Here is a 359-nt window from a genome sequence, read left to right as displayed (position 1 = left end):
ATTGGCACGTATTGCATCTGTTTTGTCGTATTTTGCAATTTTTTTGACGAAATGCAAGTGTATCATTTGTCAAGTGTCAAATTAGCTCAAACGGACATAGTGCTTCAGTTTCTCAGACTAAACGGATCCAAGCCGCAGGTTCTGAAATTACCGAAGACTGATCCGAGCAAATTTTGACGTAAAAGTGGCTTTGTGAAAGCTCATCATCGCCACCCATCATAAGCAAGAACCTGGGAACAAAGTAATCCTGCGCGTGTATGCGCGCCAGGAGAGGAGAAATAGTACCATGAACATCGAAAACGCCGTCAAGAGCGGCAGTGATCACGGCTGCGCCAAATCCGGGCAATCGGAAGCTGCCA

The 359-nt window shown here is 46.0% G+C and carries 1 protein-coding gene; it reads right to left on the bottom strand.

The window, feature by feature from the left end; genetic code table 11:
• Nucleotides 1–112: 112 nt before the first annotated feature.
• Nucleotides 113–359 (bottom strand): hypothetical protein (locus tag EUU22_RS25730; protein ID WP_205687965.1); only part of this gene is annotated, 247 nt, incomplete at its 5' end.

Source organism: Ciceribacter ferrooxidans, assembly GCF_004137355.1.
Classification (GTDB): Bacteria; Pseudomonadota; Alphaproteobacteria; order Rhizobiales; family Rhizobiaceae; genus Allorhizobium; species Allorhizobium ferrooxidans.
This window is presented reverse-complemented; position numbering and strand designations above follow the sequence as displayed.